This is a genomic window from Ottowia sp., from assembly GCF_047975795.1.
Classification (GTDB): domain Bacteria; phylum Pseudomonadota; class Gammaproteobacteria; order Burkholderiales; family Burkholderiaceae_C; genus Ottowia.
Window position 1 is genome coordinate 101,672 of sequence record NZ_JBKEEE010000080.1, and the last position, 23,176, is coordinate 124,847.

Genomic DNA, 23,176 nt, shown 5'->3' on the forward strand with positions numbered 1-23,176 from the left:
AAACTCAAATGTTGTATCTGTTTCTATGTCTTCCTCCCGTACACAGTGGTTCATATCGTCAATGCAAGGCCAAGGGCGTTGAACGCTTGATTGGCTAGCTCACATACTTATGCCGCAAGTAATCCAGGTACGGCCTGGACGGCTCTGACACAAAGGGCGACAGCAAAGTCAGCGTGTAGTACGTGGCCAGCGCTGAATCAGAATGTCCTTTCGGTCGTTTGGGCATCATCCTTTTGAACGTGGTCCAGCACGTCATGGAAAACACCAGTTGCAGCGCCAGCATCTCCGCATCTTCCTCACTCATGCTTAATACACCTGCGGATCGAAGCCGTTGCATCTGGTTGCGCGTGGCCACCAGTTGGCGCCCCGTCAGTGCCTGAATGTCTGGCTCCAGTGCAGGATGCTCGGCCAGCAGATAGGCAATGTCACGGTACACAAACTGGTATTCATCAATCACCTCGTAAGTCAAATGCAGGGTCAGCCACAAATCGTCCAGGGCATCGGCATCCGCATGCGACTCAATGCACCCAGACAACCTGCTTTCAAACCGTCTGAACAAGGTGGTAACGATGGCATCCCGTGTCCTGAAGTGATAGTGCAGATTGCCTTGGCTCAACCCCAGCTCGGTCGCAATCCGGTGCGTCGTCACGCCAGCCAACCCTTCCTGATTGAACAGTTGCCGGCTGGCCTCCAGAATGCGGTCTCGGGTACGCAAAACCGTTACCTGCTCGAATCCGCAGACACCTTCGTTCCACCGTCACCCCGAGGCTTTCGCTTCTTGGGCGATGCAGTTGCGGCCTTGGCCGACGTACGTCTGGATGGGGCAGACGACTTGGCACGTTCCTTGGCTGGAGTTGCTTGCGATGCCCGCTCTTGCGACTTCGATGCACTGGCGCTCGATGACTGACTTGGCTCATCAGCCATACCCAACAGGGCAGACACCAGAGCATTGAGCACTTCCGGCGGGGGGTAGCCCAATCTGGCCAGGGAGCGCGCTACACGCTCATCAAGCACCGTCTCGAAATTCTGCGACGAGCTTTCAGCGCGCTCTTGATGATGCGTCTGGGTGCCCGGCAAAAACAGGGCATCAAAAATCCGCACCTGCCTGGCCAGCACGCCTTTGCTGGCACCCTTGAGCGCATTTACGCCCACGCTCAGCAAGGTTTTCGCGCGCTCCCTGTCTGAAGCACTGGCCTGGGCGTTGCGCTTTTTATCAGGCCGCGTTGTGGGCTTGTCCGAACCGGTCATGGGCACCTTTGAGCCGCAGCGCCTGAGGCTCAGGCTTTCTTGGCTGCGCGCTGGCGTGCTGCCGCCTTGGCGGCTGGCTTGACAGCAGCTTTGGTTGCAGGCTTGCGCTTGGCAGTCGTGCGCGGAGCGGCATGGGCTTTGGTGGCGGTGGCCTCTTGCTTGCCCGAAGAATGGGCACGCCGACCCAGGCGCCTGACACCACTGTCGACCGCAGCAGCGGCAAACAGCGACAGGTGCGCCACCGGCAGGCTGGCTTCGCTGGCCTTGTTGATCAGGTGTCCTGGCAAGGCAGCGTCGACACGCTCGGCCACTTTGGCCGTGCCTGCAATGCCGCGATGCAGGACATTGGCCGTCCAGTCCAGCAATTTGTGCGTCTGGCTGGAACGGAATTCACAGCCACGCACCACGCCACCGATCACACGGCTTTGTGCACCAATCACCTTGCTCTTGGCCCCGTCTTTGAGCCACGGCAGGCGCGCGTTGCTCACCGCCTTGTCCAGGCGTTTTTGGGTGGCGGCCAGCACGCGCTGGCTGCGGCTGCTCCACAAATCGTTCAGGCTCTGGCCTGCGTGCTGGTAATGCGTAACCACGTCTTGGGTTGCTTTGCTCAATGTTTGTACCGACATGATGAAACCTTTCTGTATCAAGGATATGGAAATAAGGGGCAGACCTTGATCTGCCATACCCTCATGATCTGCCTGTGCACATAGGGAGCGCAAACCAGGATTGTCAAAAACTTAGGTTAATTGACCTAAATGTTCACCAAACCCATCAAAACACCCCCGTAGCCAGCCCCGCGGCCAACCCTTCGCCCAGTTCGGCGCAGCGCTGCAAGTCTTGGGTGCCAATAGTTTTAGGGGCCAAAATGCGTTCAGGCGTCTGTGCCTGGGTGTTGACGATCAGCCCCGGTGCCACGGCGTTCAGACGCCAGCCGGTAGCAACGCGTTGCATTTGCCGCAAGGCATTGCTGCCATCGCTGCCTGCGCACACCATGACGGCATAAGGCCGACCGTTCAGGCGATCCAGCGCCGGGTAGTAACAGCGATCAAAAAAGTCCTTCATCAAGCCCGCCATCGCGGCCAGATTTTCAGGCGCGGCAAACAAGTAGCCGCTGGCTGCCAACACGTCGTCAGGGCCTGCTTGCACGGCCTGCAACAGACGCACGGTCACGCCTTCCTGTCCGCGCGCAGCCTGTGCCGCCGCTTCGGCCATCTGGCGGGTGCCGCCAGTCATGGAGTGGTAAACGATGAGCAAGGTTTTCATCGCCAACCAGCGTAGCATGAAGGTGCCCACCGCCAGCGCCCGGCTCCGCAGAATTGACGCATGTCATGGTTGGCCCTACAGCGGCCACCTAGCATGGGGCATTCATCGTCCACACATCTGCGCTGCCCATGTTCCGCATCTCCCACTTCATGCACGAGCTGGCCCAGGCCGAGGCCACCGGCAGCTACCCTGCGCCTGCACGGCGCGGTGCGCCGGGTGGCGTGCGACCAGGGCCGGTGGTGATCTGGAACCTGATCCGCCGCTGCAACCTCACCTGCAAGCACTGCTACGCCTTCAGCGCCGACCACGACTACCCCGGCGAGCTGACCACGGCCCAGGTGTTCGATGTCATGGACGACCTCAAGGCGTTTCGCGTGCCCGCGCTGATCCTCTCAGGCGGCGAACCGCTGCTGCGGCCCGACATTTTTGAAGTGGCCGAACGCGCGCGTCAATTGAAGTTTTACGTCGGCCTGTCCACCAACGGCACACTGATCGACCAGCCCTTGGCCGAGCGCATTCACGCCCACGGTTTTGACTACGTAGGCATCAGCTTAGACGGCATTGGGGCTACGCACGACAAATTCCGCCGTCTTGAAGGCGCGTTTGACCGTTCATTGAGCGCCGTGCGCCACCTGCAAAAACTGGGCACCAAAGTCGGCCTGCGCTTCACCATGACCGAGCTGAACGCGCACGACTTGCCCCCGCTGCTGCAACTGATGCAGGACGAAGGGGTGGACAAGTTCTATTTCAGCCACCTGAACTACGCTGGGCGCGGCAACATTCACCGCGGCAAAGACGCGCACCACCTGGCCACCCGGCAGGCCTTGGACTTGATGTTTGCCACCGCCTGGCGCAACGCCCAGGCCGGTGGGCAGCAAGAATTCGTCACCGGCAACAACGACGCCGACGGCATTTACCTGCTGCAATGGGTGCAGCAGCACTTGCCCCGCTGGGCCGATGCGGTGCGCGAACGCCTCATCGCCTGGGGCGGCAACAGCTCGGGCGTCAACGTGGCCAATATCGACAACCTGGGCGACGTGCACCCCGACACCATGTGGTGGCACCACCGGCTGGGCAACGTCAAGGCGCGGCCTTTCTCCGCCATTTGGCACGACCTGAGCGATCCGCTGATGGCGGGCCTCAAGCGCCGCCCGCGCCCCGTGCACGGCCGCTGCGGTGCGTGTCGCCACTTGGCCATCTGCAACGGCAACACCCGCGTGCGCGCCCATCAGGTCACGCGCGATGCCTGGGCCGAAGACCCCGGGTGCTACCTGAGCGACGACGAAATCGGCCTGCCCACCCCTGCTCAGGCGAACGTGGATCAAACCACACCCATGGCGCATCGGGTCATCCGGCTGAACGCCAGTATTTAAGCCATCATTTAAGTCAAATCACGCTCCAGCGCTTGTTCACATTGCGCAAACAGCTATGAAATCAAAAGCAACCGTCTGGCAGTCACTTGGCTTGTGCGCGCTTCTTGCGGCCTTGCCAAGCGTCGTCGCTGCCCAGACTGCATCCCCCACCCAACCAACCATCAATGTCCCCGCGCTTTACCAGCAGCACTGCGCCAGTTGCCACGGCGCGCAACGCCTGGGCGGCATGGGGCCTGCCCTGCTGCCCGAAAGTCTGGCGCGGCTTAAAAAAGCTGAAGCACTGAAAGTCACCACCGAAGGCCGCGCCGCCACGCAGATGGCAGGCTTTGCCGCACAGCTCAAGCCTGAAGAAATTGCGGCTTTGACCGACTGGATCTACACCCCCGTCAGTCCCGCCCCCACCTGGTCGGCCACCGACATCACCACCAGCCGCGTCGATGCGGCTGGCTGGCGCGACTGGCCTGCCCAGCCGCAGTGGCGCGCCGACCCGATGAACCTGTTCGTGGTGGTGGAAGCGGGCGATCATCACGTGTCGCTGCTGGACGGCGACAAGTTCGAGGTCATCCACCGCTTTGCCAGCCGCTTTGCGTTGCATGGCGGCCCCAAGTTCACACCCGACGGGCGCTACGTGTACTTTGGCTCGCGCGACGGCTGGATCACCAAATACGACCTGTACAACCTGAAAGTCGTGACCGAAGTGCGCGCAGGCATCAACATGCGCAACATCGCCGTCAGCGGCGATGGCCGCTACGTCATGGCCGCCAACTACCTGCCGCACACCCTGGCGCTGTTTGACGCCGATCTGAAACTGCTCAAAACCTACGATGCGCGCTCACTCGACGGCAAGAACACCTCGCGCGTATCGGCCGTCTACGACGCCGCACCGCGCCGCAGCTTTGTGGTGGCCCTGAAAGACATCCCCGAGCTGTGGGAAATCAGCTACGACCCCAAGGCACCGCCCATCTACGACGGCTTTGTGCACGACTACAAAATGTACGAAGGCATGCCCAAAGATGGTTTTTTAGGCGTGCGCCGTACCGCGCTGGATGAACCGCTGGACGACTTTTTCTTCAGCCAGAACTACGCTTACGCGCTGGGGGCTTCGCGCCCACACGCTGATGGCTCGCCCAGCGGGCAGGTGGTCAATCTGGACGTGCGCCGCAAAATCGCTGACTTGCCCATCGGCGGCATGCCGCACCTGGGATCGGGCATCACGTTTGACCACGGCAGTCGCCGCGTCATGGCCAGCCCCAACCTGAAAAGCGGCGACGTGACGGTGATCGACATGCAAAACTGGGGCCTGGTGGGCACCATCAAAACCCCCGGCCCCGGCTTTTTCATGCGCAGCCACGAGGCCACGCCTTACGCCTGGGTCGATTCCATGATGAGCGCGCAGGCCAAGGACACGCTGACCATCATCGACAAGCAAACGCTCAAGCCTGTGGCCAGCGTACGCACACCGGGCAAAACCCTGGCCCACATCGAGTTCGACAAAGCAGGCAAACACGCCCTGGCCAGCCTGTGGGAGATGGACGGCGCGCTCATCATCTACGATGCCGCCACCTTCAAGGAAGTCAAACGCCTGCCGATGAAAAAGCCTGTAGGCAAATACAACGTGCACAACAAAATCACGCGCTCGGAAGGCACTTCCCATTAGGGTCGCCTGATTAGGGCCGCGTGATTAGGGCCGCTTGGAGTGCGCCTCAATCTTTGACGCGCTTGATCTTCAGCGCCTGCACCACCAGCGCCAGCGCGGGCGATGAACGCCTGCTGGCGTAATACAGGTGGTAGCCGGGATACACCGCCGCCCAATCGTTCAGCAGCAGTTGCAGCCGCCCGGCATCCACATCAGCTTGCACCATGTCCAGCGGCAACCAGGCCAGGCCGTAGCCGCGCAGCGCCGCATCCAGCGCCAGCGCACCGTCGTTGAACACCAGTGGCCCGCTCACATGCACGCTCAGGCGCTGGCTGCGGCGCATGAAGTCCCAGCTCATCAGCCCGCCGTGCGTGGGCAGGCGGCGGCCAATGCAGCGGTGTGCCGTCAAATCCTGCGGCTTTCTGGGCCGGCCATGGCGGGCCAGATAGTCGGGGCTGCCCACCACCGCCAGCCTTAAATCAGACGACATGCGCACGGCAATCATGTCCTTGGCCACGTCGGAACCCAGGCGCACACCAATGTCAAAGCGCTCGGCCACGATGTCGGTAAAGCGGTCATTGGCGTCCACCTCCACCTGAATGTCGGGGTAATCAACCAGCCAGGAGGCCAGCCGTGACCAGACCAGCGTGCGCGCCGCGTGCTGGGTGGATGTAATGCGCACTGTGCCCGCAGGTCTGCCACGCAACTCGCCCAGCGATTGCAGTTCAGCTTCAATATCTGCCAGACGTGGTGCCACGGTCTGGTACAAGCGCTCGCCCGCCTCAGTGGTTGCCAGGCTTCGCGTGGTGCGATGCAGCAGCTTTAACTCAAGCCGCTGCTCCAGGCCGCGCACCGTATGGCTGAGCGCCGATTGCGACACCCCAGCTGCGCCGCCGCGCGGGTAAAGCTGCCTTCGCGCACCACAGCGGCAAAAGCCGCCAAATCGTCCAGTCGCGCCATTAATGAATCTTTCTCATAAAGCCTATTTGATTTTATAGCCTAGTCAGATGGGCATCAGCTATCCAAAATGCAGTAACTCACCCTTTTCTGATACCCAAAGACAGTCCATACATGCCTGGCCCGCCCGCAGTCGGCGCAATTGATACGCCTTGCCCACTGTTGAAACGCCCTGCCACCAGCCTGCGCCGCTGGGTTAACGCGCGGCCTGGCGAAGGGCAAGCGCTGGCATGGTCGTGGCTGTACATGTTCGCGCTGTTTCTTGCGTACTACGTTCTGCGGCCGATTCGGGACGAGCTTGGCGTGGCCGCGGGCGTGCGCAACCTGCCCTGGCTGTTCACCGGCACGCTGCTGGCCATGCTGGCGCTAAGCCCTTTATTCAGCATGGCTGTCAAACGCTGGCCGCGCGAGCGCTTCATCGCCATCTCTTATCGGTTTTTCATGCTCCACCTGCTGGGATTTGCAGTGCTGCTGGTGTGGAGCAGCACCGCGCAGCAGGTGTGGATGGGGCGCGCGTTCTTCATCTGGGTGTCAGTGTTCAACCTGTTCGTGGTATCCGTATTTTGGTCACTGGTGGTCGACGTGTTCAACACCGAGCAGGGCCAACGCCTGTTCGGCTTTCTGGCCGCCGGTGCCACGCTGGGCGGCATGGCTGGGTCAGCGCTCACCGCCACGCTGGCGATGCGCATCGACACGCATTGGCTGCTGCTGATAGCCGTGGCGCTGCTGGAAGTAGCGGTGCGCGCCGCACGCCAGCTCTCACGCTGGCAACGCCCCCACGCACACGCGGACATTAAAACCACAGACGCTATTGCTCGCCAACAGGTCATCGGCGGCGGCACACTGGCGGGCATCACGCACACCCTGCGCTCACCCTATTTGCTGGGCATTGCCTGCTTCATTCTGCTGTATTCGATCACCTCCACGTTTCTTTATTTTCAGCAGGCCAGCATCGTCGATGCAGCCTTTGCCAGCCGCGCTGAACGAACCGCCTTCTTCGCCCGCATTGACCTGTGGGTCAATGCCCTCACGCTGGCGCTTCAGGTTCTGGCCGTGGGCCGCCTGACGCAGTGGCTGGGCGTGATGACCGTGCTGTGCGTGCTGCCGCTGCTCAGTGTCATCGGTTTCAGCGTGTTGGGCATGGCGTCATCGACAGGCCTTTTCGTGGCCGTGCAGGTGGCGCGGCGGGTCAGCAACTTTGCCTTTGCCAAGCCCGCGCGGGAAGTGCTGTTTACTCACGTGCCGCGCGAAGACCGCTACAAGGCCAAGAACTTCATCGATACGGTGGTCTACCGCAGCGGCGACCAGATCGGCAGTTGGACCTATGCGGGTTTGATGGCGCTGGGGCTGGGCATGTCCGGCATCGCCTGGGTGGCCGTGCCACTGTCCGTGCTGTGGGTTGGATTGAGCGTCTGGCTGGGTCGTTACCCATCTCGCCTGGCGTCACCGCACGGTTCGTAGTTTTCTTTTTCTTTTTTTCAGGAGCCTCATCATGCAACTCAAGCCCTCTTCTCATGCTGGCTGTCAACCACGCCGCCGTAGCGTGCTGCAAACACTGGCGGGCTTGGCCGCAGCCAGCGCCCTACCCGCCTGGCCGGAACAAAAACCCACACCCACACCCACGCCTGCACCATTGCGCATCGGCGTGATTGGTGCCGGGTGGCTAGGCGGCACCGTGGGGCGGCTGTGGGTGCGCTCTGGCCATCAGGTGATGTTCGCCTCGCGCAACCTCGATCGCGTGCGCGACAGCCTGGCTGGTCTGGGCGAGCGCGCCCTGGTCGGCACACCCGCACAGGCGGCCGACTTTGGCGACGTGCTGCTGTTTGCCGTGCCTTACGACGCGCTGCCCCAATTAGGCAAAGACCTGGCCAAAGCCCTCTCCAACAAGATCGTTCTGGACGCCTGCAACCCTTCGCCCGGCAGTGCCAATACGCTGACGCGCCAGTCCGAGACCGATGGCGTGGGCGCGCTGTCCGCGCGGCTGCTGCCCGGCACGCGCCTGGTGCGCGCTTTCAGCGCCGTGGACGCCACTGCCGTTGAGGCTTCGTACAGCCAAAACGAACCCAGCCGCCGACTCGGCGTGCCCCTGGCCAGCGACGACACGCAAGCGCTGCAAACCGCCGCACAACTTGTGCGTGATGCAGGCTGCGAGCCGGTCATCGTCGGCAACCTGGCCGCCGCCCGCGCCTTCCAGCGCGGCGGCCCTGGTTTTCGTGCCAACACCACCGCCCCGGAGCTGCGCCGCCGCATGAAGCTGCCTGCCAACGCATGACGCGCTGGCCACACGCAAGCACCCTTTCAATTGATGAGCCATGCTCATAAAGCCTTGTGACAGAAACCGGCTTATCAAATCAATTGCGCCGCTCTAAATTCAGGCATCACACATTCATGTTCTGGAACCAACGCCATGACCACCACTGCTTTTTCTTCCACCAATCGCCGTCATTTCTTGTCCACCACCTTGGCGCTGGCCGCCACCGCGCTGCCTTTGCACAGGGCCAACGCCGCCACGTCCAGCCCCCACGCCCTGCCCATGCGCCGATTGGGGCCGCTGAAGGTATCGGCCATTGGTCTGGGTTGCATGAACGTGGCTTGGGGCTTTGGCCCGCCGGTGGACAAGGCGCGCGCGTTGCGCGTCATCCGCGAGGCGCACGATCTGGGTGTCAACTTTTTTGATTCAGCCGAGGTGTACGGCCCTTACCTCAGCGAACAACTGGTGGGCGAGGCGCTGGCCCCGGTGCGCAACGAGGTCATCATCACCAGCAAGTTCGGTTTTGACATTGCGCCCAACGGGCAGATTCGCGGCATGGACAGCCGCCCGGCGCAAATTCGCCGCGTGGTCGATGCCAGCTTGAAGCGCCTGCGCACCGACGTGATCGACCTGCTGTACCAGCACCGCGTGGATCCCAAAGTGCCGATCGAAGACGTGGCCGGCACCGTCAAAGACCTGATCGGGCAAGGCAAGGTGCGCCACTTTGGCTTGTCTGAAGCGGGCGCGGCCACCATCCGCCGCGCGCACGCCGTGCAGCAGGTGGCGGCGATCCAGAACGAATACTCCATCTGGACGCGCGACCCCGAGGGCGAAGTCATCCCCCTGTGCGAAGAACTGGGTATTGGCCTGGTGCCGTGGGGGCCGCTGGGCAAGGGCTACCTGACTGGGCGCCTGCCATCCACCGCCACCTTCGCAGCCAACGATTTGCGCTCCACCATGCCGCGCTTTACCCGCGCGGCCATGCAAGCCAACCGCCCCGTCGTTGCCTTGTTGCAGCGCGTGGCCCAACGTCATAACGCACAAGCGGGCCAAGTGGCGCTGGCCTGGCTGCTGTCGCGCAAACCTTTCATCGTGCCCATTCCCGGCACCACGCAGGTGGCGCACCTGCGCGAAAACGTCGCCGCCGCAGGGCTGCAACTGACAGCCACTGACTTGCAAGACATCGATGCAGGCTTTGCGGCCATCAGCATCGACGGCGTGCGCTCCAGCCCTGCCGTGATGGCGTTGATCGACGACGGAGCCAAACTGGGCAGCTCGTCCACCGGTGGCCACGGCCACTCGCCTTTACCAGGCACTGCGCGCTGAACACTGCTTTTCAAGGAGATTTTCATGCAAACACGTCAACTCGGCTCCCAGGGCCTGCAAGTTTCGGCCATCGGCCTGGGCTGCATGGGCCTGAGCTACGGCTACGGCCCCGCCACCGAAAAAACCCAGGCCATCGAACTGATCCGCGCCGCCTTCGACCAAGGTGTGACCTTCTTCGACACCGCCGAAGCCTATGGCCCGTTCACCAATGAAGAGTTGCTGGGCGAAGCGCTGGCCCCCATGCGCGATCAGGTCGTCATCGCCACCAAGTTCGGCTTTAAAAACGGCTTGCCTGCCGACGGCCAGGACAGTCGACCTGAGCGCATCCGCGCCGTGTGTGACGCGGCCCTGAAGCGCCTGCGCACCGACCACATCGACCTGTTCTACCAGCACCGGGTCGACACCGACGTGCCGATGGAAGACGTGGCGGGCACCGTCAAAGAACTCATTGCCGAAGGCAAGGTCAAGCATTTCGGCCTGTCTGAAGCCGGCGCTGCATCCATCCGCCGAGCGCACGCCGTGCAACCGGTGGCCGCGCTGCAGAGCGAATATTCACTGTGGTGGCGCGAGCCTGAAAAAGACATCATCCCCACGCTGCAAGAACTGGGGATTGGCCTGGTGCCCTTCAGCCCGCTGGGCAAAGGCTTTTTGACGGGCCAGATCGACGCCAGCACCACGTTCGACAAAACCGATTTCCGCAACATCGTGCCGCGCTTCAGCCCCGAGGCGCGCCAGACGAACCAAAAACTGGTGGACATCATCAAGGCGCTGGCCGCCGCCCAGGGCGTGACTCCGGCGCAGATCGCACTGGCCTGGCTGCTGGCGCAGCAACCCTGGATCGTGCCGATTCCCGGCACCACCAAGCTGCACCGGCTGCAAGAAAACACTGGTGCCGCACAAGTCACACTGACCACCGATGATCTGCAACAAATCACCCAGGCGCTGGCCGCTATCGATGTGGAGGGCGAACGCTACCCGGCCCACATGGCCGATCGCGTGGGGCGTTGAGCACGTTAAGGAAGCATTTGCCCCATGACCCGCATTCTCATCCTCGGCGCTGCGGGCGGCCTGGCCCGCCACACCACCCCTTTTCTGCTGCGCCAGCCCGGCGTGCAGCTCACCCTGTACCTGCGCCGCGCCAGTCGGCTGACCAGCCCTGACCCCGCGCGCGTGCGCATTACCGAAGGCGACGTGCTGGACGATGCAGCGCTGCACGCTGCCATGCAAGGCCAGGACGTGGTGTACGCCAACCTGTCCGGCAGCGACATGGCCGCGCAGGCCCGGGCCATCGCGCGCGCCATGCAGACGGCGGGGGTCAAGCGCCTGATCTTCATCAGTTCGATGGGCATCTACGGCGAGGTGCCGGGCGAGAAGTACCGCAGCGTGCTCGACCCGTACCGCGACTCGGCTGCGGTCATTGAAGCCAGCGGCCTGGACTACACCGTGCTGCGCCCAGGCTGGTTCACGCGCACGCCGGGCAAGCAGGTTCAGCTTACGCACAAGGGCGACCCTTTTACGGGACACGAGGTGTCGATGGACGGCCTCGCCACTCTCATCACCCAACTGGCGACCACGCCCGGCCTGCATGTGCGTGAAAGCCTGGGCGTAAGCAACGCCTGAACTGCAACCTCGTCCCTTTCAACCCTCCACCGAAGACACCATGACCCTCGAAGCATCCATCCAAACACTGATCGACCGCCAAGCCCTGAAAGACCTGGTGGATACCTTTTCCAACCTGGCCGACGAAAAGCGCATGGACGACCAAATGGCGCTGTTCACCGAAGACGCGCAGGTGTTGACCTATCTGGACGGCCAGTTGTTTGCCGATGCCCAAGGGCGCGCGCACATCTGCAAAGTGTTCAGCGATTACCTGGCCAACTTCCACACCGTGTACCACCTCAACGGCCAGCACACCGTTACGCTGCACGGCGATACGGCCAGCGCCATCAACTACTGCCATGTGGTGCTGGTCGGCCATCAGAATGGCAAGAACATGATGCACACACACGGTGTGCGCTACCTGGACGACTACGTGAAGCAAGGCAGCCAATGGTTCATCCGCAAACGCGTCGCCAACTTCATGGTCAGCGACAGCCGCGAATTGGGGGTGGCGTGAGCGATGCCATACACATTTATTTACTGCAACTTTGATAGCTTCTCGCGCTGACCTGACCAGCGCCAAAGGTACATTTCGCTTGAATCCTTAACGGAGTTATCCATGTCCAGCACCCCTGGCCCGGTCATCGTCGTCATCGGCCCTGGCTCCATTGGCCAAGCCATCGCCCGCCGCGTGGGCATCGGAAAGCACATCCTGCTGGCCGATCTGCGCGCAGCCAACACGCAGGCCGCCGCACAGGTGATGCGCGATGCGGGCTACCGCATCAGCACCACCACGGTGGACGTGGCCTCGCGCGCGTCGGTGCAGGCACTGGTCGATCAGGCGACGGCGCTGGGCGATGTGGTCGGCATCATCCATGCCGCCGGTGTGTCGCCCTCGCAGGCCGCGCCCGAGGTCATTTTGAAGGTCGATCTGGTTGGCACCGCCTTGGTGCTGGAGCTGTTTGGCCACGTCATCACGCCCGGCGGCTCGGGCGTGGTGATTGCCTCCCAATCAGGTCATCGTTTGCCCGCGCTCACACCGGACGAAGACAAAGCCCTGGCCACCACGCCCACCGAAGCGCTGCTGGCGCTGCCCCTGCTGCAAGGCGTGACCGATCCGCTGCGGGCCTACCAGTTGTCCAAGCGTGGCAACGCCCTGCGTGTGCGCGCCGAAGCCGTGCGCTGGGGCGAGCGCGGCGCGCGCATCAACTGCATCAGCCCCGGCATCATCATCACGCCGCTGGCCAACGACGAGCTGACCGGCCCGCGCGGCGCGGGTTACCACCGCATGATCGACTTGTGCCCCGTGGGCCGCGCGGGCACGCCCGACGAGGTGGGCGCGCTGGCCGCGCTGCTGATGGGGCCTGATGGCAGCTTCATCACCGGCAGTGATTTTTTGATGGATGGCGGCGTGACCGCGTCTTACTGGCATGGGCCGCTGGCACCACAATGACCTAACCGCACTGAAAACTTGCAGCAACTTGAAAGGAAATAACCATGCAATACACCAAGCTTGGCCATACTGGCCTGGATGTCTCGAAAATCTGCCTGGGCATGATGAGCTTTGGCAAACCAGGCAGCGCGCACGGCCTGTTCCCCTGGGCTGTCGACTTTGAGGACGCCAAGCCCATCTTCAAAAAAGCAGTCGATCTGGGCATCAACTACTTCGACACTGCCAACGTGTACCAGATGGGCAGCAGCGAAGAAGTCACGGGCAAGCTCATCAAGGAATTTGGGCTTGACCGGGACGAGATCGTTGTCGCCACCAAGGTGCGCATGGACATGCGTGCCGGCAAGCCCAATGGCGGCGGGCTGTCGCGCAAGGCCATCCTGAGCGAGATCGACCACAGCCTGAAGCGGCTGGGGCTGGACCATGTAGACCTGTACACCATCCACCGGCTCGACCCGCTCACGCCCATGGAAGAAATCATGGAGGCGCTGCACGACGTGGTCAAAAGCGGCAAGGTGCGTTACATCGGCGCATCGACCATGTACGCCTGGCAATTCGAGCGGTTGCAAAACATTGCCGAGAAAAACGGCTGGACCAAGTTCGTCGCCATGCAAAACCAGTACAACCTGATCTACCGCGAAGAAGAGCGTGAAATGATTCCGCTGTGCCAGGATCGCCAGATCGCCATCACACCCTGGAGTCCGCTGGCGGGCGGGCGACTGGCGCACCCGTGGGGCACCCAGACGCCGCGCGTGAAAATCGACGAAGTGTCCAAATGGGTCTGGGACAGCACCAACCACCTGGACAAGGTGGTGGTGGACAACGTGCAGGCCATGGCCCAGGCACGCGGCATCACCATGGGCCAGATGGCGCTGGCGTGGATGCTGGGCAAACCCTGCGTCACCGCGCCCATCGTCGGCACCACCGCCATCCGGCATGTCGAAGAAGCCGTCGCCGCGCTGGACATCCAGTTGACTGGCGACGAGGTACAAGCGCTTGAAAAGCCTTACGTCACCCACCCCGTGCTGGGCATGATGTAACCCCCTTCACAACAGAAGAGAAACAACCATGAGCATCCCCACCCAAGCCTACGCCGCCCACAGCCACACCACGCCGCTGGTGCCCTGGTCTTTCGAGCGGCGCGATGTGCGGCCAGATGACGTGCTGATCGACATCACCTACTGCGGCGTGTGCCACTCTGACCTGCACACCGCCCGCAACGACTGGGGCTGGACCACCTACCCCATCGTGCCTGGCCACGAAATCGTGGGCCGCGTCAGCGCCGTGGGTGCGCAGGTCAGCGGCTTCAAGCCGGGCGATCTGGTCGGCGTGGGCTGCATGGTCGATTCGTGCCAGCACTGCCCACCGTGCGAGCAGGGGCTGGAGCAGTATTGCGAACATGGGCACATCGGCACCTATGGCGGCACCGACCCCAAAGACGGTCAGCGCACCCAGGGCGGCTATTCCGACAAGATCGTCGTCAACCACCAGTTCGTGCTGCGCGTGCCTGGCAATCTGGACGAAAAAGCCGTGCCCCCGCTGCTGTGCGCAGGCATCACCACCTGGTCGCCACTGCGCCACTGGAAGGTGAGGCCAGGCAGCCGCGTGGCCGTGGTGGGCCTTGGCGGTCTGGGCCACATGGCCATCAAACTGGCGCGCGCGCTGGGGGCTGAAGTGACGCTGTTTTCGCGCTCGCCCGGTAAAAGCGACGACGCCCAAAGACTGGGGGCCAGCCACGTCGTCATCTCGACAGACCGCGCACAAATGAAGGCGGTGGCTAACCGGTTCGATCTCATCATCGACACCGTACCCTATGAGCACGACCTCAATCCCTACCTGCCCACACTCAAGTTCGACGGCACGCTGGTGCTGGTCGGTTTGGTGGGCAAATTGCAGCCGCCTGTCAGCAGCGTGCCGTTGCTGCTGGGGCGCAAGTCGGTGGCTGGCTCAGCCATTGGTGGCATTGCCGAAACGCAGGAGATGCTGGACTTTTGCGGCCAGCACGGCATCGTCAGCGATGTAGAAATGATTGACATGCAGGGCATCAACGATGCCTATGAGCGCATGCTCAAAAGCGACGTCAAATACCGCTTTGTGATCGACATGGCCAGCCTCAAATCACCTGTATCGCCTTAAAACCTCTATGCCCGCACAGCCCACCATGCCGCATTCCACCCGTCGTCGGCGCGTGCTGCGCTGGTTGTCGGCCTCGGCCGTGGCGTCGACGTTGCCCGCCACCGGGCGCTCGCAAACAGCCACCGACGCTGCGAGTAACAACGTATTGATCGTCTACCTCACACGCACACGCAATACTGAAGTGCTGGCGCGCATCATGCAAACGCACACTGGCGGCACGCTGGCTTCGCTGGCCGTGCAAACACCCTATCCCGCCAACTACGACGCGCATGTCGATCAGGTAGCGCGCGAAAACGCGCGTGGCTTTTTGCCGCCCCTGAACAAGCCGGTGGATCCGGCGCGCTACAGCACGGTGCTGGTCGGCTTTCCCACCTGGGGCATGCAACTGCCGCCGCCCGTCAAAAGCTGGCTCAGCCAGGTGGATTTGCGCGGCAAGCGCGTGCTGCCCTTTAACACCCACGCCGAATACGGCGTGGGCACCGGCTTCGACACCGTGCGCGCACTGGCTGAAGGTGCCGATGTGCTGCAAGGCCTGTCGATCCAAGGTGGCTACGAAAAACGCGGCTTACTGCTGGGGTTGCAAGGCGACAAGATCCAGCAGGCAGACACCCAGGCGAAGGCATGGTTGGCGCGCCACGGCCTGACATAACACCTTCATCGGTCTGGCTTGAAAAGCTACTCAACCTAGATCCGGCAGTTGACCGCTTGAGTTCTTTTTGAAAGCCGCATGAATACACAACTTTCTGCCTTTTCCCACGCTCACCTTGGAGGTCAAGGCACTACGCACCCATTGGCACCCATTGGCACCCATTGGCACTGCACTTGCTGCACAAGCGATGAAGCCTAACTGGGCTTGAAAACATTCAGCCCGCCGTAAACACCATCACCTTCAGTGACCGCGCTTCATCGACATCGGCAAACACAGCCGGATTGGGCACCCGCTGCACAAGGCGCAGGCTGGGCGCGTGCTCGGCCACTTGCGTCAACAAAAAATCAGGCCCGATCTCGGGCGCATTCAGGCACAACAACGCGTGACCGCCGGGAGCCAGCAAATCGGGCAGGCGGCGCAGCACACGCGCATAGTCCTTGGTGGCCACAAAGCTGCCCTTCTGGTAACTGGGCGGATCCACAATCACTAGGTCAAACGGCCCTGCGCGGCCCACTTTTCCCCACGAGTTGAAGATGTCGTGCGGCCAAAAACTGGCCCCGTCAGCCAAGCTGTTCAGCCGGTGGTTCTGCTGCCCCACCGCCAGCGCACCACGCGCCATGTCCACGTTCACCACATGCGCTGCGCCGCCCTGCAATGCCGCAACCGAAAAGGCGCAGGTGTAAGCGAACAAATTCAGCACCCGCAATCCACGTCCATGCTCTGCCTTGAACGACGCCGCAAACCCGCGCACCCAGCGCCGACCAGCGGCCATATCCAGAAACAGCCCGTGGTTCTGCCCTTTCAACACATTGACCAAGTAGCATGCCCCATCCTCGGTCACTGTATGTGGATCAGGCACAGCACCCTCCATCAGTCTTGTATCAGCGCGCACTTGCAGCCGCTGCACCCCACCCCGCTGCTGAAACACCCAGCACAGCGGCCCATCACCCGGTAAGGCAATCTGCGCCCAGCGCTCTTGCAAAGCTGCACCAATGGTCGCCAACTGCTCATCCGTAACCGGTGCAAAACTGGTCAGCACCCAAACGGGCGGATAAGCGTCCAGCGTCCATTGCTCACAGCCCGGATGCAGACCGCCGCGACCGTGGAAGATGCGGCAGGCGTCGGTGGGGCCGGGTGTGGCGGCAATGGTGGTGAGCAGGGTTTGCATGCGATGAAGTGCCGTTCAGGCCGGTACATGCTTTAAGGTTGCGGCACTATAGCGATCCCGCTGCCATCTGTCGGTGGACTGCCGGGCGGCGTCATCGTCCGGAATGCGGTTGCTTCGCTGTCCGGCCCGATATACACAGCCAATCGCATAGCCGCCTCTATCAGCGCCTGGGGCACGATAAGCCGCGCCAGCTCGCGCAACTCCTCAAAACGCTTCAAGCGCTGATAGTGGGTTCCATGAAGTATCTGCGACCTGCCAGAATCGTAGATGGCCTTCACCACTTGACCAAGATTCAGCTCACCCCGCGGGCCTCTAATCCATGGGGTATCTTTCGAGACATGCTGAAAATTCTCGAGCATGGTCGTAATTCCCTTTGCCTTTCCACCAGCAGCCAATATGTCCAACGCCGATCCCAGTTTGGCGACTGCAATGGCGTCGTCCTGTTCGCGGCATCCCTCTGCCAGCCATTGCAACGCCGTAAGCCATCGGTTGGCGAGTTCGGGATGCTGGTGAGACGTGGGAGTGAGCAGCGAAGTCAGCATTGCAGACCCTTGATCTAAAAGTGGTGCCGCATTCGCCAGCCTCGTGCGCGTTCGTTTAGAACCAAGATCGATGGCGCGGCGAGTGCGAGCAAACCCCGGAAGCCCAAGCCCCTCTGGCGTGCCAACAATGGATGTCCAACGAAAGGGTTCTGCTCGCGTAGAACCAACAATCTGAAAAATGAAGGCGTTTGGAGTCTTCAGCGCCAAGCTCATGCAATCAAGCGCCGCTTGAGTCACCGCATGGGCAACTTTTTTCGACAGCACAGACTCGTAGCCATTGACCGTCACGGTCGCCATAGCGGGGCACTGACTCAACGCACTGCTGAGATCACCCGCAAGGCCCGCAGGTGGCCCGTCCACCTCGTTCTGCTTGGCTGCTGCCCGCCATGTTTTGAGCAAACCTTTCCAGTCTTTGTTGGCTTGTTGTTCGTCGATCGAACCAACCCTGTAGGCAGCCGGCTGAAAATCAACCCAATCAATCCAGTCATCAACGGCTCGAAAAGTCACTGGCCCCATGACGAAGTCGCTTCCAGGCGAAACAGCGTCTGTCCAGCAAGGGATGTGATGAACGAAAGTGGCTGCAATGTCCGTGAGCTGCTGTTCAAGCCGATCACCAATTTTCTGGCATGCCTGATATGCATCATCAGCTCTTGGGTTAGCCAACTGACCTGAGGCATGCAGGTTGGCGATACAGCGTCGAGTCTGATCATGGAATGCATCGTGCTCTATTTTTGTCTTCCAATCCGGATTGTTGTCGTACAGCAGGGTGACGATATCTCTCAATTTTTTCTGCGCAACAAGCGTAAAGTGGCGGACTTTCCCGTTATCCGCCGTCACGAAGTTCAGTTGCTCATTGAATGTTTTCAACTCCTGCTGGTTCGCCACACCGCGGGGGTGCACACGGTCTAGTTCTTCAACAAGTGCAATCACATGCTCATGAAGTTTCATTTGATTTTTTCCTGGAGGCAAGCCAAATGGCCGACAGGATGATGGACAGGCTTGGCGTTGACCCACTGAAAGCGCCGCTCAAACAAAAACGCCTCGGAGCCGGTGGCTACGAGGCGTGTTGAATATGGTGGGTGATACATGGATCGAACATGTGACCCCTGCCGTGTGAAGGCAGTGCTCTACCGCTGAGCTAATCACCCGTATCGACACAGGCTGCGGCCTGGCGAAGCATGAAATTATAGCCCAGCTTTTCTATTCATGGGCCACTGTGGGCCTGGCTGCCCGCTGCCACACCGTTGGCTCTCCGTTGGCCTTTTCGATTTGCGCCAACACTTGCTCGTGCGCGGCCTGCTCCTGGGTGTTGGCTTGCACAATGGGCAAATCGATACCGCTTAAATCGACGCGTTGTATGGCAACACCTGGAGTTTCCAGGTCGCCCAGATCGATCAGCAGCGCTTCTTGCCCGCGCGTGAGGTTGATGTACACATCGGCCAGCAGTTCGGCATCCAGCAGCGCGCCGTGCAGGGTGCGGCCCGAGTTGTCGACACCCAGCCGGTCGCACAACGCATCCAGGCTGTTGCGCTTGCCGGGGTAAAGCTGTTTGGCCATGGCCAGTGTGTCGGTGACATCGGCCACAAAGCTGGTGAATGCTGGTCTGCCCAGACGTTCCAGTTCTTTGTCGAGAAAGCCGACGTCAAACGCGGCGTTGTGGATGATGACCTCGGCCCCTTCCACATAGCGCAGGATGTCGTCCGCCACTTCGGCAAACTTGGGTTTGTCGCGCAAGAAATCATTGCTGATGCCGTGCACTTTCAGCGCGTCTTCATGGCTGTCGCGTTCGGGGTTGATGTAAAAGTGCAGGTTGTTGCCCGTCAGCTTGCGCGCCATCAGTTCGACGCAACCAATCTCGATGATGCGGTCACCGCTCTCGGCCGACAGGCCGGTGGTTTCGGTGTCCAGAACGATTTGCCGCGTCATCAGTGGTTCTCTTTGGCGTGGTTGATGGAGTAGCGCGGGATTTCCACCGTCAAATCCTCTTTGGCCACGATGGCCTGACACGACAGGCGCGATTGCGGCTCAAGGCCCCAGGCGCGGTCGAGCAGGTCTTCTTCTTCCTCTTCGGCCGGGTTGAGCGAGTTGCCGCCCTGGCGCACGATGACGTGGCAGGTGGTGCAGGCGCAGCTCATCTCGCAGGCGTGCTCGATATCGATGTGGTGATCGAGCAGCGCCTCGCAGATCGAGTCGCCCACGTTGGCCTGAATTTCGGCTCCTTCAGGTGCGTATTCAGGATGGGGAAGAATTTTGATGGTGGGCATGTTCTTATCCAAGGCTTAAAGCGATTCCAGCCGCTTGCCGGACAGTGCCTTCTGGATGCTGGCGTTCATGCGCGCAGCGGCAAAAGCTTCGGTGCCATCGGCCAGCGCCTTGGTAGCCGCTTCGATGGCGGCAGCGTCTTCGCTGTTGGCGGCAATGCCGCGCAGCGACAGCATCAGGGCATCCACCTCGGCACGCTCTGGCGGCGAAAGCAAGGTGCCATCCGTGTCCAGCGCGGTTTGCGTGGCCAGCAGCATGCGGTCGGCGTCCACGCGCGCTTCGACCAGCGCACGGGCTTTGACATCGGCATCGGCGGTTGAAAAAGAGTCTTGCAGCATGTGCGCAATTTGCTCGTCGCTCAGGCCATAGCTGGGTTTGACGTCTATTTGTGCTTCGACACCGCTGGTTTGCTCGCGGGCGTTGACTTGCAGCAGCCCATCGGCATCAACGGTGAAAGTGACGCGGATGCGCGCCGCACCCGCTGTCATGGGCGGGATGCCGCGCAGCTCAAAGCGCGCCAGGCTGCGACAGTCCTGCACCAGATCACGCTCGCCCTGCACCACGTGCAGCGCCAGCGCGGTCTGGCCATCTTTGTAAGTGGTGAAGTCCTGCGCCATGGCGGTGGGAATGGTTTGGTTGCGCGGCACGATGCGCTCGACCAGGCCGCCCATGGTTTCCAGCCCCAGCGACAGCGGAATCACGTCCAGCAGCAGCAAGTCGCCCGCCGCGTTGTTGCCCGCCAGTTGGTTGGCCTGAATGGCAGCACCCAAGGCCACCACTTCATCGGGGTTGAGGTTGATCAGCGGCGCACGACCAAACAGGTCGGCCACGGCGCGACGAATGACTGGCATGCGGGTGGAGCCACCCACCATCACCACGCCCTGGATGTCGCCCGGCTCCAGCGCCGCATCCAGCAGTACGCGGCGCACGGCGGCCATGCAGCGCGCCGTTAGATCAGCGGCGGCTGATTCAAAATCAGCCGATTTGACGCCGAATTCAACGTTCGCGCCCGTCAATTCTGCATTGAAAGCTATGGATTCAGAAGCGCTCAAGGCTTCTTTGGCAGCCCTTGCTGCTTGCAGCAATGCAGCTTTGTCGGTGGCGGTCTGGGCCTGAGCGCCGGTTTTTTCAAGCACCCAGTCGGCCAGGGCGCGGTCGTAATCGTCACCGCCCAGGGCTGAATCGCCGCCGGTGGCGATGACTTCAAACACGCCTTGCGTCAGCCGCAGGACAGAAATGTCAAATGTGCCACCGCCTAAATCAAACACGGCGTAAACGCCTTCCACGCCGTGGTCCAGCCCGTAGGCGATGGCGGCGGCGGTGGGTTCGTTGATCAGGCGCAGCACGTGAATACCCGCCAGTTGCGCCGCATCCTTGGTGGCCTGACGTTGGGCGTCGTCAAAGTACGCGGGCACGGTAATGACCGCGCCGTACAGGTCGTCGTTGAAGCTGTCTTCAGCCCGGTAGCGCAGCGTGGCCAGAATTTCGGCGCTGATTTCGACCGGCGACTTCAGCCCCAGCACGGTTTGCACAGCCACCATGCCAGGCTGGTCAACCAATTGATAGGGCAGCTTGTCGCGCGCAGCTATGTCGCCAAAGCCGCGCCCCATCAGCCGCTTGGCTGATGCAATGGTGTTTTCGGGATCAGCAGCAGCGTGCGCCTGCGCGTCGTGGCCAATCTGGCGGCCATCGCCCGCCAGATAACGCACCACCGAAGGCAGCAGCACACGCCCTTGCGCGTCGGGCAGGCATTCGGCCGCACCGTGGCGCACGGCAGCCACCAACGAATGCGTGGTGCCCAGATCAATGCCCACAGCGATGCGCCGTTGATGTGGGTCGGGCGATTGACCGGGTTCAGAAATTTGCAGCAGGGCCATTCAAAAAAAGGAAAACGTACAGAGCAAAAAAACAAAAATTCGGGCAGCGCCGACGCAATCAGCCGAGTGTCGCACGCTTGCGCGTGACCTCGTCTGCCAGCTTGTCCAGAAACATCAGCGCCCGCACCGATTGCGCTGCGGCGTGCCAGTCGGCGCGGGTATCGGTGTGCTGCGCCAGTTGGGCCAGCATGTCGCAGCGCAATGCAGCGGTCTGATTGGCCATGTCTTGCAACGCAGCGGACGTATCGGCATCGTCCAGCGCTTCGCGCAGCGCCATTTGCTGCATCAAAAAATCAGCGGGCATGGCGGTGTTGCGCTCGGCATCGATGGCTGCACCGTTCAACTCGCACAAATAGGCCGCGCGGCGCACCGGGTCTTTCAGGCGTTGGTAAGCCTCGTTGATGCGGGCCGACCATTGCATGGCCACGCGCTGCGCGGCAGCGCCCTGGGCGGCAAACTTGTCCGGATGTACCTGGCGTTGCAACTGCTTCCAGCGCGCATCGAGCTGCGCCGCATCCTGCGCAAAGGCAGCAGACACGTCGAACAGCTCGAAATCAGTGGATTGCAGGTTCATCATGTTGTCGTATGTACCGACCTCAAACTGTGTCACCCACCGGTTGGACTACGTCGGGAAGTCGGGAAGCGGTGAAGCCAGGCTTCAACCGCCTCGACCTCACCGTCGTTGTCGACGATGGCCAGCAGCTCGGCTTTCGTCATGCAGCTTGGGGCAGCACCCGTCAAACGCGAAACGATTCGCCACAACCGCAACGGTCGCGCTCGTTGGGGTTGTTGAAGCGAAAGCCTTCGTTCAGCCCTTCGCGCACATAGTCCAGCTCGGTGCCGTCGATGTAGGCCAGGCTTTTAGGGTCGATCATCAGCTTGACGCCATGCTGTTCAAACAAAGCGTCTTCAGGGGCCACGTCGTCCACGTATTCCAGCTTGTAGGCCAGACCCGAGCAGCCGGTGGTTTTGACGCCCAGGCGCACGCCCACGCCCTTGCCACGCTTGGCGAGGTATTTGTTGACGTGCCGCGCAGCGGCTTCGGTCAGTGTGACGGCCATGATGGTGTGATTGAAAAATGGAGCCTGCTGTAGCACTGAAACCAGCTTTACCGCAGCGCGATGGTCACCAGCACCGAGGTGGGTTGCAGCGCATGCAGCGCATGCGGCTCGCCGCCTTCGGCAAACAGCAGTTGCCCCGTCGACAGCGTGGTGGTGCGGCCTGCCACCTCAACCTCAACCTCGCCTTCCAGGCACTGGATGGTGATCTCGCCTGCCACCTGGTGACTGGGCATGCGATGGCCTGCGGGGAACACCAGGCGCAGCACTTCCAGATGCGCCGATTTGAACAGGGCCACTGATTGGGCGGCCTCGATCGCCGTGCCGTGTGGGCGCACGTCGATCACTTCACCTTGTGTAGCGTGGAGCAGTGCCATGGTG

24 protein-coding genes, 1 tRNA gene and 1 pseudogene are annotated in these 23,176 nt (G+C 61.7%); 12 read left to right on the forward strand and 14 right to left on the reverse strand.

Annotated features, from left to right (window positions below):
- Positions 1-94: 94 nt before the first annotated feature.
- The 4 genes from ACK5NW_RS12010 to ACK5NW_RS12025 all read right to left on the reverse strand — a co-directional run bounded on the left by ACK5NW_RS12010 (position 95) and on the right by ACK5NW_RS12025 (position 2,511).
- The gene (locus ACK5NW_RS12010) at positions 95-715 is read right to left on the reverse strand and encodes a TetR/AcrR family transcriptional regulator (RefSeq protein ID WP_416928329.1); all 621 of its coding nucleotides are present in this window, start codon (positions 713-715) and stop codon (positions 95-97) included.
- Between the two features lie 5 nt (positions 716-720).
- Positions 721-1,248: a hypothetical protein gene (locus ACK5NW_RS12015; RefSeq protein WP_416928331.1), complete on the reverse strand. Its 528-nt coding sequence runs from the start codon at positions 1,246-1,248 to the stop codon at positions 721-723.
- Between the two features lie 29 nt (positions 1,249-1,277).
- Complete coding sequence (locus tag ACK5NW_RS12020; protein WP_416928333.1) at positions 1,278-1,859, reverse strand: hypothetical protein; 582 nt, start codon at positions 1,857-1,859, stop codon at positions 1,278-1,280.
- Between the two features lie 160 nt (positions 1,860-2,019).
- Positions 2,020-2,511 (reverse strand): flavodoxin family protein, encoded by a 492-nt coding sequence (locus ACK5NW_RS12025; RefSeq protein ID WP_416928410.1) that lies wholly within the window; start codon positions 2,509-2,511, stop codon positions 2,020-2,022.
- Between the two features lie 128 nt (positions 2,512-2,639).
- Here ACK5NW_RS12025 and nirJ point away from each other — a divergent pair, with 128 nt between their 5' ends.
- The gene (gene nirJ / locus ACK5NW_RS12030) at positions 2,640-3,884 is read left to right on the forward strand and encodes a heme d1 biosynthesis radical SAM protein NirJ (protein ID WP_416928335.1); all 1,245 of its coding nucleotides are present in this window, start codon (positions 2,640-2,642) and stop codon (positions 3,882-3,884) included.
- Positions 3,885-3,939: 55 nt separating this feature from the next.
- Positions 3,940-5,541, forward strand: a complete 1,602-nt coding sequence (locus ACK5NW_RS12035; RefSeq protein WP_416928337.1) for a cytochrome D1 domain-containing protein — start codon at positions 3,940-3,942, stop codon at positions 5,539-5,541.
- 46 nt (positions 5,542-5,587) lie between these two features.
- Here the strand turns inward: ACK5NW_RS12035 and ACK5NW_RS12040 are convergent.
- Positions 5,588-6,480: pseudogene (locus ACK5NW_RS12040) on the reverse strand (LysR family transcriptional regulator).
- A 159-nt stretch (positions 6,481-6,639) separates the two neighbouring features.
- Between ACK5NW_RS12040 and ACK5NW_RS12045 the strand changes: the two are divergent.
- From ACK5NW_RS12045 to ACK5NW_RS12090, 10 genes are all read left to right on the forward strand, one after another.
- Positions 6,640-7,938 (forward strand): NTP/NDP exchange transporter, encoded by a 1,299-nt coding sequence (locus ACK5NW_RS12045; RefSeq protein ID WP_416928339.1) that lies wholly within the window; start codon positions 6,640-6,642, stop codon positions 7,936-7,938.
- Between the two features lie 31 nt (positions 7,939-7,969).
- Positions 7,970-8,749 carry an NADPH-dependent F420 reductase gene (locus ACK5NW_RS12050; protein ID WP_416928341.1) on the forward strand — a complete coding sequence of 260 codons (780 nt, stop codon included), beginning with the start codon at positions 7,970-7,972 and terminating at the stop codon, positions 8,747-8,749.
- A 261-nt stretch (positions 8,750-9,010) separates the two neighbouring features.
- Entirely contained in the window at positions 9,011-10,054 is a 1,044-nt protein-coding gene (locus tag ACK5NW_RS12055; protein WP_416928412.1) for an aldo/keto reductase, read from the forward strand.
- Positions 10,055-10,078: 24 nt separating this feature from the next.
- Complete coding sequence (locus tag ACK5NW_RS12060) at positions 10,079-11,062, forward strand: aldo/keto reductase (protein ID WP_416928343.1); 984 nt, start codon at positions 10,079-10,081, stop codon at positions 11,060-11,062.
- A 24-nt stretch (positions 11,063-11,086) separates the two neighbouring features.
- Positions 11,087-11,674: an NAD(P)H-binding protein gene (locus ACK5NW_RS12065; RefSeq protein WP_416928345.1), complete on the forward strand. Its 588-nt coding sequence runs from the start codon at positions 11,087-11,089 to the stop codon at positions 11,672-11,674.
- A 40-nt stretch (positions 11,675-11,714) separates the two neighbouring features.
- Positions 11,715-12,170: a nuclear transport factor 2 family protein gene (locus ACK5NW_RS12070; RefSeq protein ID WP_416928347.1), complete on the forward strand. Its 456-nt coding sequence runs from the start codon at positions 11,715-11,717 to the stop codon at positions 12,168-12,170.
- A 102-nt stretch (positions 12,171-12,272) separates the two neighbouring features.
- Positions 12,273-13,106 carry an SDR family oxidoreductase gene (locus ACK5NW_RS12075; protein WP_416928349.1) on the forward strand — a complete coding sequence of 278 codons (834 nt, stop codon included), beginning with the start codon at positions 12,273-12,275 and terminating at the stop codon, positions 13,104-13,106.
- 44 nt (positions 13,107-13,150) lie between these two features.
- The gene (locus ACK5NW_RS12080) at positions 13,151-14,143 is read left to right on the forward strand and encodes an aldo/keto reductase (RefSeq protein ID WP_416928351.1); all 993 of its coding nucleotides are present in this window, start codon (positions 13,151-13,153) and stop codon (positions 14,141-14,143) included.
- A gap of 28 nt (positions 14,144-14,171) precedes the next feature.
- Entirely contained in the window at positions 14,172-15,239 is a 1,068-nt protein-coding gene (locus ACK5NW_RS12085) for an NAD(P)-dependent alcohol dehydrogenase (RefSeq protein WP_416928353.1), read from the forward strand.
- 25 nt (positions 15,240-15,264) lie between these two features.
- The gene (locus ACK5NW_RS12090; RefSeq protein ID WP_416928355.1) at positions 15,265-15,888 is read left to right on the forward strand and encodes a flavodoxin family protein; all 624 of its coding nucleotides are present in this window, start codon (positions 15,265-15,267) and stop codon (positions 15,886-15,888) included.
- A 214-nt stretch (positions 15,889-16,102) separates the two neighbouring features.
- Here ACK5NW_RS12090 and ACK5NW_RS12095 read toward each other — a convergent pair whose 3' ends face one another.
- The 9 genes from ACK5NW_RS12095 to ACK5NW_RS12135 form a co-directional block, all read right to left on the reverse strand.
- Entirely contained in the window at positions 16,103-17,056 is a 954-nt protein-coding gene (locus ACK5NW_RS12095; RefSeq protein WP_416928357.1) for a class I SAM-dependent methyltransferase, read from the reverse strand.
- A 32-nt stretch (positions 17,057-17,088) separates the two neighbouring features.
- A complete protein-coding gene (locus ACK5NW_RS12100) occupies positions 17,089-18,546 on the reverse strand; it encodes a hypothetical protein (RefSeq protein WP_416928359.1) in 1,458 nt (485 codons plus the stop codon).
- 125 nt (positions 18,547-18,671) lie between these two features.
- Positions 18,672-18,746: transfer RNA gene (locus ACK5NW_RS12105), tRNA-Val, on the reverse strand.
- Positions 18,747-18,798: 52 nt separating this feature from the next.
- Positions 18,799-19,524, reverse strand: coding sequence for a DNA polymerase III subunit epsilon (gene dnaQ, locus ACK5NW_RS12110; protein WP_416928361.1), 726 nt, complete (start codon positions 19,522-19,524; stop codon positions 18,799-18,801).
- Entirely contained in the window at positions 19,524-19,862 is a 339-nt protein-coding gene (gene fdx, locus ACK5NW_RS12115) for an ISC system 2Fe-2S type ferredoxin (protein ID WP_416928363.1), read from the reverse strand. Before fdx ends, dnaQ begins: the two co-directional genes overlap by 1 nt.
- 15 nt (positions 19,863-19,877) lie before the next feature.
- The gene (gene hscA / locus ACK5NW_RS12120; protein ID WP_416928365.1) at positions 19,878-21,737 is read right to left on the reverse strand and encodes a Fe-S protein assembly chaperone HscA; all 1,860 of its coding nucleotides are present in this window, start codon (positions 21,735-21,737) and stop codon (positions 19,878-19,880) included.
- Positions 21,738-21,795: 58 nt separating this feature from the next.
- Positions 21,796-22,311 carry a Fe-S protein assembly co-chaperone HscB gene (hscB, locus tag ACK5NW_RS12125; protein ID WP_416928367.1) on the reverse strand — a complete coding sequence of 172 codons (516 nt, stop codon included), beginning with the start codon at positions 22,309-22,311 and terminating at the stop codon, positions 21,796-21,798.
- 163 nt (positions 22,312-22,474) lie between these two features.
- The gene (iscA, locus tag ACK5NW_RS12130; RefSeq protein ID WP_416928369.1) at positions 22,475-22,798 is read right to left on the reverse strand and encodes an iron-sulfur cluster assembly protein IscA; all 324 of its coding nucleotides are present in this window, start codon (positions 22,796-22,798) and stop codon (positions 22,475-22,477) included.
- Positions 22,799-22,845: 47 nt separating this feature from the next.
- Complete coding sequence (locus ACK5NW_RS12135; protein WP_416928371.1) at positions 22,846-23,172, reverse strand: cupin domain-containing protein; 327 nt, start codon at positions 23,170-23,172, stop codon at positions 22,846-22,848.
- Positions 23,173-23,176 lie beyond the last annotated feature (4 nt).

Coding starts and splice junctions, on each gene's coding strand:
- ACK5NW_RS12015 (WP_416928331.1), bottom strand. CDS start 1,248: ATGACCGGTTCGGACAAGCCCACAACGCGGCCTGATAAAAAGCGCAAC.
- ACK5NW_RS12025 (WP_416928410.1), bottom strand. CDS start 2,511: ATGAAAACCTTGCTCATCGTTTACCACTCCATGACTGGCGGCACCCGC.
- nirJ (WP_416928335.1), top strand. CDS start 2,640: ATGTTCCGCATCTCCCACTTCATGCACGAGCTGGCCCAGGCCGAGGCC.
- ACK5NW_RS12035 (WP_416928337.1), top strand. CDS start 3,940: ATGAAATCAAAAGCAACCGTCTGGCAGTCACTTGGCTTGTGCGCGCTT.
- ACK5NW_RS12050 (WP_416928341.1), top strand. CDS start 7,970: ATGCAACTCAAGCCCTCTTCTCATGCTGGCTGTCAACCACGCCGCCGT.
- ACK5NW_RS12055 (WP_416928412.1), top strand. CDS start 9,011: ATGCGCCGATTGGGGCCGCTGAAGGTATCGGCCATTGGTCTGGGTTGC.
- ACK5NW_RS12060 (WP_416928343.1), top strand. CDS start 10,079: ATGCAAACACGTCAACTCGGCTCCCAGGGCCTGCAAGTTTCGGCCATC.
- ACK5NW_RS12065 (WP_416928345.1), top strand. CDS start 11,087: ATGACCCGCATTCTCATCCTCGGCGCTGCGGGCGGCCTGGCCCGCCAC.
- ACK5NW_RS12070 (WP_416928347.1), top strand. CDS start 11,715: ATGACCCTCGAAGCATCCATCCAAACACTGATCGACCGCCAAGCCCTG.
- ACK5NW_RS12075 (WP_416928349.1), top strand. CDS start 12,273: ATGTCCAGCACCCCTGGCCCGGTCATCGTCGTCATCGGCCCTGGCTCC.
- ACK5NW_RS12080 (WP_416928351.1), top strand. CDS start 13,151: ATGCAATACACCAAGCTTGGCCATACTGGCCTGGATGTCTCGAAAATC.
- ACK5NW_RS12085 (WP_416928353.1), top strand. CDS start 14,172: ATGAGCATCCCCACCCAAGCCTACGCCGCCCACAGCCACACCACGCCG.
- ACK5NW_RS12090 (WP_416928355.1), top strand. CDS start 15,265: ATGCCGCATTCCACCCGTCGTCGGCGCGTGCTGCGCTGGTTGTCGGCC.
- ACK5NW_RS12095 (WP_416928357.1), bottom strand. CDS start 17,056: ATGCAAACCCTGCTCACCACCATTGCCGCCACACCCGGCCCCACCGAC.
- ACK5NW_RS12100 (WP_416928359.1), bottom strand. CDS start 18,546: ATGAAACTTCATGAGCATGTGATTGCACTTGTTGAAGAACTAGACCGT.
- dnaQ (WP_416928361.1), bottom strand. CDS start 19,524: ATGACGCGGCAAATCGTTCTGGACACCGAAACCACCGGCCTGTCGGCC.
- fdx (WP_416928363.1), bottom strand. CDS start 19,862: ATGCCCACCATCAAAATTCTTCCCCATCCTGAATACGCACCTGAAGGA.
- hscA (WP_416928365.1), bottom strand. CDS start 21,737: ATGGCCCTGCTGCAAATTTCTGAACCCGGTCAATCGCCCGACCCACAT.
- hscB (WP_416928367.1), bottom strand. CDS start 22,311: ATGAACCTGCAATCCACTGATTTCGAGCTGTTCGACGTGTCTGCTGCC.
- iscA (WP_416928369.1), bottom strand. CDS start 22,798: ATGGCCGTCACACTGACCGAAGCCGCTGCGCGGCACGTCAACAAATAC.
- ACK5NW_RS12135 (WP_416928371.1), bottom strand. CDS start 23,172: ATGGCACTGCTCCACGCTACACAAGGTGAAGTGATCGACGTGCGCCCA.